The organism is Hyphomicrobium sp. (genome assembly GCF_036833075.1).
Lineage (GTDB): Bacteria > Pseudomonadota > Alphaproteobacteria > Rhizobiales > Hyphomicrobiaceae > Hyphomicrobium_C.
Genome location: NZ_DAITQL010000140.1, coordinates 1 through 6,050, shown reverse-complemented (window position 1 = coordinate 6,050; position 6,050 = coordinate 1). Strand labels below are relative to the sequence as shown.

The 6,050-nt window shown below is 62.9% G+C and carries 5 protein-coding genes and 2 pseudogenes; 1 reads left to right on the top strand and 6 read right to left on the bottom strand.

The window, feature by feature from the left end; all coding sequences use genetic code 11:
• The 4 genes and pseudogenes from V7082_RS21210 to V7082_RS21195 all read right to left on the bottom strand — a co-directional run.
• Positions 1 to 991, bottom strand: a pseudogene (locus V7082_RS21210) (hypothetical protein); the annotation flags it as partial.
• A gap of 130 nt (positions 992 to 1,121) precedes the next feature.
• Positions 1,122 to 1,625: a virion core protein, T7 gp14 family gene (locus V7082_RS21205; protein ID WP_334151657.1), complete on the bottom strand. Its 504-nt coding sequence runs from the start codon at positions 1,623 to 1,625 to the stop codon at positions 1,122 to 1,124.
• Between the two features lie 91 nt (positions 1,626 to 1,716).
• A pseudogene (locus tag V7082_RS21200) lies at positions 1,717 to 1,911 on the bottom strand (phage protein Gp13 family protein); the annotation flags it as partial.
• 185 nt (positions 1,912 to 2,096) lie between these two features.
• Complete coding sequence (locus V7082_RS21195; RefSeq protein ID WP_334151655.1) at positions 2,097 to 3,536, bottom strand: hypothetical protein; 1,440 nt, start codon at positions 3,534 to 3,536, stop codon at positions 2,097 to 2,099.
• Between V7082_RS21195 and V7082_RS21190 the strand changes: the two genes are divergently transcribed.
• Complete coding sequence (locus V7082_RS21190; RefSeq protein ID WP_334151654.1) at positions 3,537 to 4,175, top strand: Rha family transcriptional regulator; 639 nt, start codon at positions 3,537 to 3,539, stop codon at positions 4,173 to 4,175.
• A gap of 34 nt (positions 4,176 to 4,209) precedes the next feature.
• On the opposite strand, the gene V7082_RS21185 is transcribed toward V7082_RS21190, so the two are convergent.
• Both V7082_RS21185 and V7082_RS21180 read right to left on the bottom strand, forming a co-directional pair.
• Entirely contained in the window at positions 4,210 to 5,910 is a 1,701-nt protein-coding gene (locus tag V7082_RS21185) for a TIGR02594 family protein (protein ID WP_442909837.1), read from the bottom strand.
• A partial coding sequence (locus tag V7082_RS21180) for a hypothetical protein (protein WP_334151650.1) occupies positions 5,852 to 6,050 on the bottom strand: 199 nt, incomplete at its 5' end. The genes V7082_RS21180 and V7082_RS21185, both read right to left, overlap by 59 nt.

Here is a 6,050-nt window from a genome sequence, read left to right as displayed (position 1 = left end):
GCAGCGAGCGCGTGGAGCCGATGCCGGCCCGCTCGAGACACGCGCCGCAGAACGCCGCGCACCACGGCGTTACGCGAGGGTCTACGTTGAGCCCGGCCGATCGCCGGATGAAATCGGATATCGCCCCCGCATTCCGATGCTCGCTCATACCGTCAAACCGCGACGCGATATCATTCGCGCGCACACGCGCCGGCACGGCCGCGCCGGCCTCGCGATCCGGCGCAGGGGCGGGCTCATCGAGCCCCATGCGGGTCGCTCTCTCGCGCGTCGGCCCCGGCTGCTCGTCGTAGGTCTGCGACGGCACGCCAGAAATGATATCCGTGGCGTTCCGGTTTGCCTTTTCAGCAATCACCGGCCCCTCGAGCGCCTTGTCCAGATTGGCCTTGTCTACGGCCGAGATCGCCGCGGCGTGATCTTCGATGTACGTTTTAGCCGCCAGAGGGTCGCTCTGGGCAAGACGCGTTGCGATGTTCTTGTGGACCCCGGACGTGAATTCCTTCTCCTTCAGGCTGAGCGTCGCGGCGTCCCATCCGTGCATCGCGCCTTGCTCACGGATTTCCATGATGCCGGCCGCGATGTTCCTGTTGACCAGTTCGGGATTGCTGGCGTTCTCCAACGCGTCGTTCGCGAACGTGCCGACGCGCGCCGCCGACGTTTCGTCGAACCAGCTTTTGCGCGCCCGTGCGCTATGGACAATCGACTGCTGGAAGACCGAGCGCAGGCGCGCCTGGGACGAATTCTGATAGTTTTGCGCTGCCCCTCCGGTCAGATCCTTCCCGAACTCTTTGCGCTTTTCCTCGGCCTCCCGCTCGAACGCGTCGCGGCCATCCACGGCGTTTCTGCCCTCGAGCGTCATGTACCCGCCGTCACCGTACATGCGCTCGCGCAGCCAATCCGAATAGCCGTTGTCTGCGTCCTTCGCGCGGTTCGCGTCGTCGAGCGCCTGCAATTGCGCAGACACGCCAGCCGCGGCGTCAAGCCCGCGCGCCATCCCTTGTATGCCGCGGCCGATATCAGCGCCGAACGCTTCCGGCGTCGCGCGAACGTCGATGTCCTGCCGAAAGTTCGGGCGGAGCGAAACGCTCGGCGTGTATTCCGGAACCTTAACCACTTCCGCCCCCTTACGAAATCACGCCCATGGTCGATTTCTGATATTGACCGTAGGCGTTCGCCCCGCCGCCAAGGATCGTTCCGGCCGCACTGAGGTAGCCGCCCGTCTTCGCGGCGTCCGCGCTCATGCTGCTCAACTGCGCGCCGGCCCGCTTGTTCGCGGCGTCGACCTTGTGTTCGTATGCCTCCCGATACGCGTTGGTGCGGATCGTGAGGGCGTCGATCTCGCCAAGAGCAGCAGTGTCAACAAGCACGTCGAGCGGAGACCCGAAACTCAGGTCAACACCATTGGCCGCCATCGCCGCAGTTTGCGCACCCTGTAGACGGGCGACTTCTTGCCGCTTGCGCTGCTCTTCCAGCTTGCCGCGCTCGATCGCATCCTTTGCCCGGTTGTCGGCAATGGTGGCGTTCATCTTCTGGACTTGCGCGTTGTAGCGGTTGGCCTTCGCCGTAGCCTGCGCCTGCTGCACCTGTCCGGCCGCGCCTATCAGCGTCGAGCCGATCATCAATGCCATGGTCACGTCGCACATCGTCCGACCCCAATTCGAAAATGTAAAACGAATGGCCGCGATGCTCGATCGGATCAGACAGCGAAAACCCTAGCCACTTCAGCCAGCGAACCGATATCTCGTTGCGGACATCAACGAAATTCCTAAGTGTCGAATATCGCTTGAACAGTTGGTCTTTCCATTCGATCGACGAGCGGAGGAATTCGACCTGATGTTTCAGCACAACATCCGTGCCGAGCAGCCAAGGCGCGCCGACCCCGGCAAGAACGTTGAGATCGCCAACGCCGAACATCAATTCCGGGCGTCCGTCGACGATCCACGTTCGGGCAAACGACGATTTGCGGAGCGAGAACGCGAGCGCCTGGCCGGGCGTCTTCCCCGCGGCGGCTTGGACCTCCAAGCGGTCGGCCTCCCGCATCCTCTTGGCGATGGATCTGATGTGCTCGGGCCGCGCCGGCACGACCTGGCTTGCAGGATTCATCGCCCGAGCGTCACGTCTGGCATAATCGCGAGGATGGTCATCGGGAGGGGGTCGAACTGCTTTACGAACATGCGCCCGTTCGTATTCCAATCCCACTGTGGCGTAATTACTATATCGCCCGTATAGAGCTTAATCGCCTCGCCCCATTCCTCCGCTGCGCGCTGCTTGTACTCAACGAGGTGCTCGCTATCGCGGTCGCCGTCGTACGGCCCAACGAATACTCCGCGCGTCCTCTCAACCCGAAGCGTGACCTCGCTGACGGACTTCTGTCGGCCCTGCACGGTTCCGAGGCCGGACAACTGGCCGAGGTCGAGGTTCAGCGTCTCGAGTGTCGCCGTCATCGGCAAGCCAACGTGCACCTTGGCGGCAGGGTTCGGAAGCGTGACCGTCCCGTCTACCACCACGAGGTTGCGCACGACATTGCCGTCGGCGAGTGCAACGACCGCCTCCCCTTCCAAATGGCCCAGGCCGGAAATCGTCGTGGCTGGATCTCCCGTGTAGGTCAGACCGCAATCAACGAAGAACGCATCTTCGATCTTGGTGAAGCTCCGGGAATGAAGCCGTTCGATATACCGTTTCGTCTGCCCGTCGATGGTGCGGCGAACGACGAAATAGGGCACGTCGTCATTGCCCTCCGCGACAACGGACACGTCTTCGAAGAACGCATCAGCCCCGCTTTCGTGGCGCGTCCATGCCCAAACGTCGTGGTCCTTCATGTAGGTCAGAGAGACGAGCGAGCCGTCATCGAGCACAACCCATGCGATCGAGTGCGGAGCCTGGGCATAGGCCCATGCCTTGATGTTCCGATCCTCGAACAGATGCCGCGCCAGGATCGTCAGATCCTTACCGACAAAGGCGTCATCCGCAAACTGATAGGAGAAGTCGCGCACGACGCAGCCGCGGTCCTGAGCGAACAGGACCGTGTTCCCGACAACGATCGGCTGCACGCGAGCCGCGCCGCGATAGCCCTGATTGTCGATCTTGATAGCCGACGGCGTGATCGCGTCCGATTGCGAGCCGCCAGAGACGACCCATTCCGCGCCGGACGTGAGGAGCATGAGGCCCTTCATGTGGAGCATCGAGCGGACTTCGTTCACCTGCCGGGCGCGGATGCGGAAGGTTACAGCGTCGGACGGCTTCGACGGCTGGGAATAGCCGAAATTCTCATAGTTGGCCGATTGCGACAGCCAGACCGCTTGAGGGTCATTGTTCGTTGACGCGAGGCCAAGGCGCTGTTCAATGAAGGTTGCACAGCGCGGATAATTTCCCGAGCCCGTGAATGGATTTCGCGCGGTTTGCGGCGTGTCAGAAAGGTCGGCTACGATGTTCTCATCATCAAAGGAGAGACCAGAGGTCCCGCCGATATAGCCATAGACGCCGTTGTCCTCTTTGTAGACGACATAACGGCCAGCGCCAGTAACGGCGCTCCATGTCACTTGATTCTTTCTGCCGGCGATCGTCAGATCATTCGTCACCGATGCAATCGCGACGCCGAGCAGGCGCGCTATACGCCCATCGTTTACGACTTCGAGGGGACTGTTTTTGCCAACAGCCGCGACGTCGCGGCGTTCTTCGAGAAGCGGCACGACAACGTCCTCCGCGACATAGACAACCTCATTGCGCAGGGCTCTAGCGACCTTCTCCTCAATTTTGAGGAATTGGTCGCTGAGGTCGAAATCGGTAGCGGTGCCAAGCGCTTAGCCAAAGCCTACGCCATGACCCGTGACGGCTTCACCCTGCTCGCCATGGGTTTTACCGGCAAGAAGGCGCTGGGCTGGAAGCTCAAGTACATTGAAGCCTTCAACAAAATGGAGGCCGAGCTTGCGAAGGCCGCGTCCCAACCGGCCGACAACAGCCCGCCCCGCGCCGCCCCCGCCGCCGATCGCAAGCCCATCACGATCACCATGGATTGGGAGACGGCGCGCGATTTCATGGAGGGCTACGCGGTGCTCCGTAGCGTCGGGACGAAGATCGACGCCGACGTTTCATATCCGCTCGGCGTCGCCGAGGACCTGGACTACGGAACGTGCCAGATGAGCATGGCGCGGCACGTCATCAAGGCCGCGATGCGCTGAGCTTACGAGGCCGGGGAAACCCGGCCTCGATGCCTCACCGGTCGAGCACGAAATCCTCGTACTTCTGAACGACCTCGGCTTGGCTCGGCTTGCGACCAAGCTCGCGCTCTAGATCAATCGCAAGCCCGCGTCTGAGATCAAACGGAATATCATCGTACTCAACGGCAATCTCAACCGTCGCATCATCCCCACGGCCCGCACCCTGGAATAGCAACGCGCTCGTCTCGTTCTCTCCCCAAATCATGCCAGGCGTCTTGATGACCACGGGCAGGAGAAGCTTGTTGATCATCGACTGCACTTCGATCTGCGTCGGGGCCCGGTTGTCGTTTTGGCGCTTAAACGCCTCCAACTCGGAGGCCAAGGCGTTCTGGAATTTAACGACCTGCTGGGCTGCATCCTCACGCGCGGAACCCTTCTTGCCGGTCGTCGTGAGGCCGACAGCATCAAGTTGCTTCTGCGCCTGAGTGAACGCCTGCGAGAGGTCCGTGCCGGCCTCACGAGCCTTGCGCTTATCGCTCAACGCATCTTGCCGCCAGCCGCGCACCTTCTCCCAATCGGAATTGGAAAGCTTGTCGCGATACTGGAACAGGTCGATGTTCGCGAACCCTTCCGGATCGTTGGCGAACTCGGTCTGCAAATCGTAGAGCGTGCGGTCATCCGTCTGCGGCTCGCCGTGACTGCGGAGCTTTTCCTGATAGTTCATCAGCGTCGTCATGCCCGACGCGCCGAGCGCCTGCTGATAATCGAGCGGCAGTTTCGAGATTTCCAGACCGGGATTGCGCATCAGCTCGCCTTCGGCCCAGGACTGCACCTGCTCGCGCTGCGCATCCATCTGCTTCTTTTGCAACGTGAAATAGCTGTTCAGCGCGTCCTGCGTTGCCTTCCGCTCTTTCGGGTCCTTGATCGCCATCAGGCGAGCGTCGATATCCGCCAGCCCGGCCGGGCCGTAGTTCGGCAGGCTCGCGGTCTGCTCGGTGACGGTCCCGGCAGTGCGGAACCCGAGGACGCGGCGTGCATCGTATGCCGACGTGTTGACGCCGTCGCGCTGGTTCCCTCCGCGCACGAGAACCCGCCCGCTCCGGTCGAACCCCTGGAAAAACCCAACGTGGCCCTGCGACCCGTTGGGATTGCCGCGCGTCAGCACGACGATGTCGCCCGGCTGAGGTCGATCGGTCGCCGTTCCGAAATTCAGGAATGACCGCGCGGTCAACTTGCCCGTACCCTCAACGCCCGACGCGCCGAGCACAGCATTTACAAACGCATCACACCAGGCGGCATCGAACTGCGGTCCGCGCAGGCTGTCGGGATCCTCGGCGGAGAACATCTGCGCCACCGCGCCGTTCGGCCAGACGAGCTGCGATTTCGAAACCTCGAGCGCCGGACGCTCATCCTCGCGGTGGATCGCGAGCAATCCCGAGACCCCTTCGATCATCACGCGGCGCACGTCACCCAGCGTCTCGCCGACAAGCGCGATGCGCCGCGCCGGCGTATCGCCGAGGGGCGGAATGCCGAGCGCCTTGGCACGCACCCATTCGGCGCCGCTCCGCGTCTTGCCGGCGCCGCGCCCGCCGAGGATCAGCCAGACGCGCCAGTCCTCGCCCGCGGCCGTCGTGGCCGGCGGAAGCTGGTCGTCGCGCGCCCAGAGCTGCCAGTCCGACAGGATGAAGGCGAGCGTCTCAGGATCGAGGCTTGCGAGATCCCCGGCGAGGCGGCCCGCCGCCGCCGAGTCGCTCAAGGCGTTCCGCAATCTCGCGGCGCATGCGCTCCGCGTCGGCTCCGGCTCCCGCGGCGCGGGCGTTCCCATCGGTGTCGAGCTCAGCGACGGCCTCCGTGACCTTCTCGAAATTGTTGATCAGGGTGGCGAGGGCGCGGCTC

Bases quoted from the DNA above. Each gene is read 5' to 3' on its own strand.
- V7082_RS21205 (WP_334151657.1), bottom strand. From the start codon at position 1,625: ATGGCATTGATGATCGGCTCGACGCTGATAGGCGCGGCCGGACAGGTG.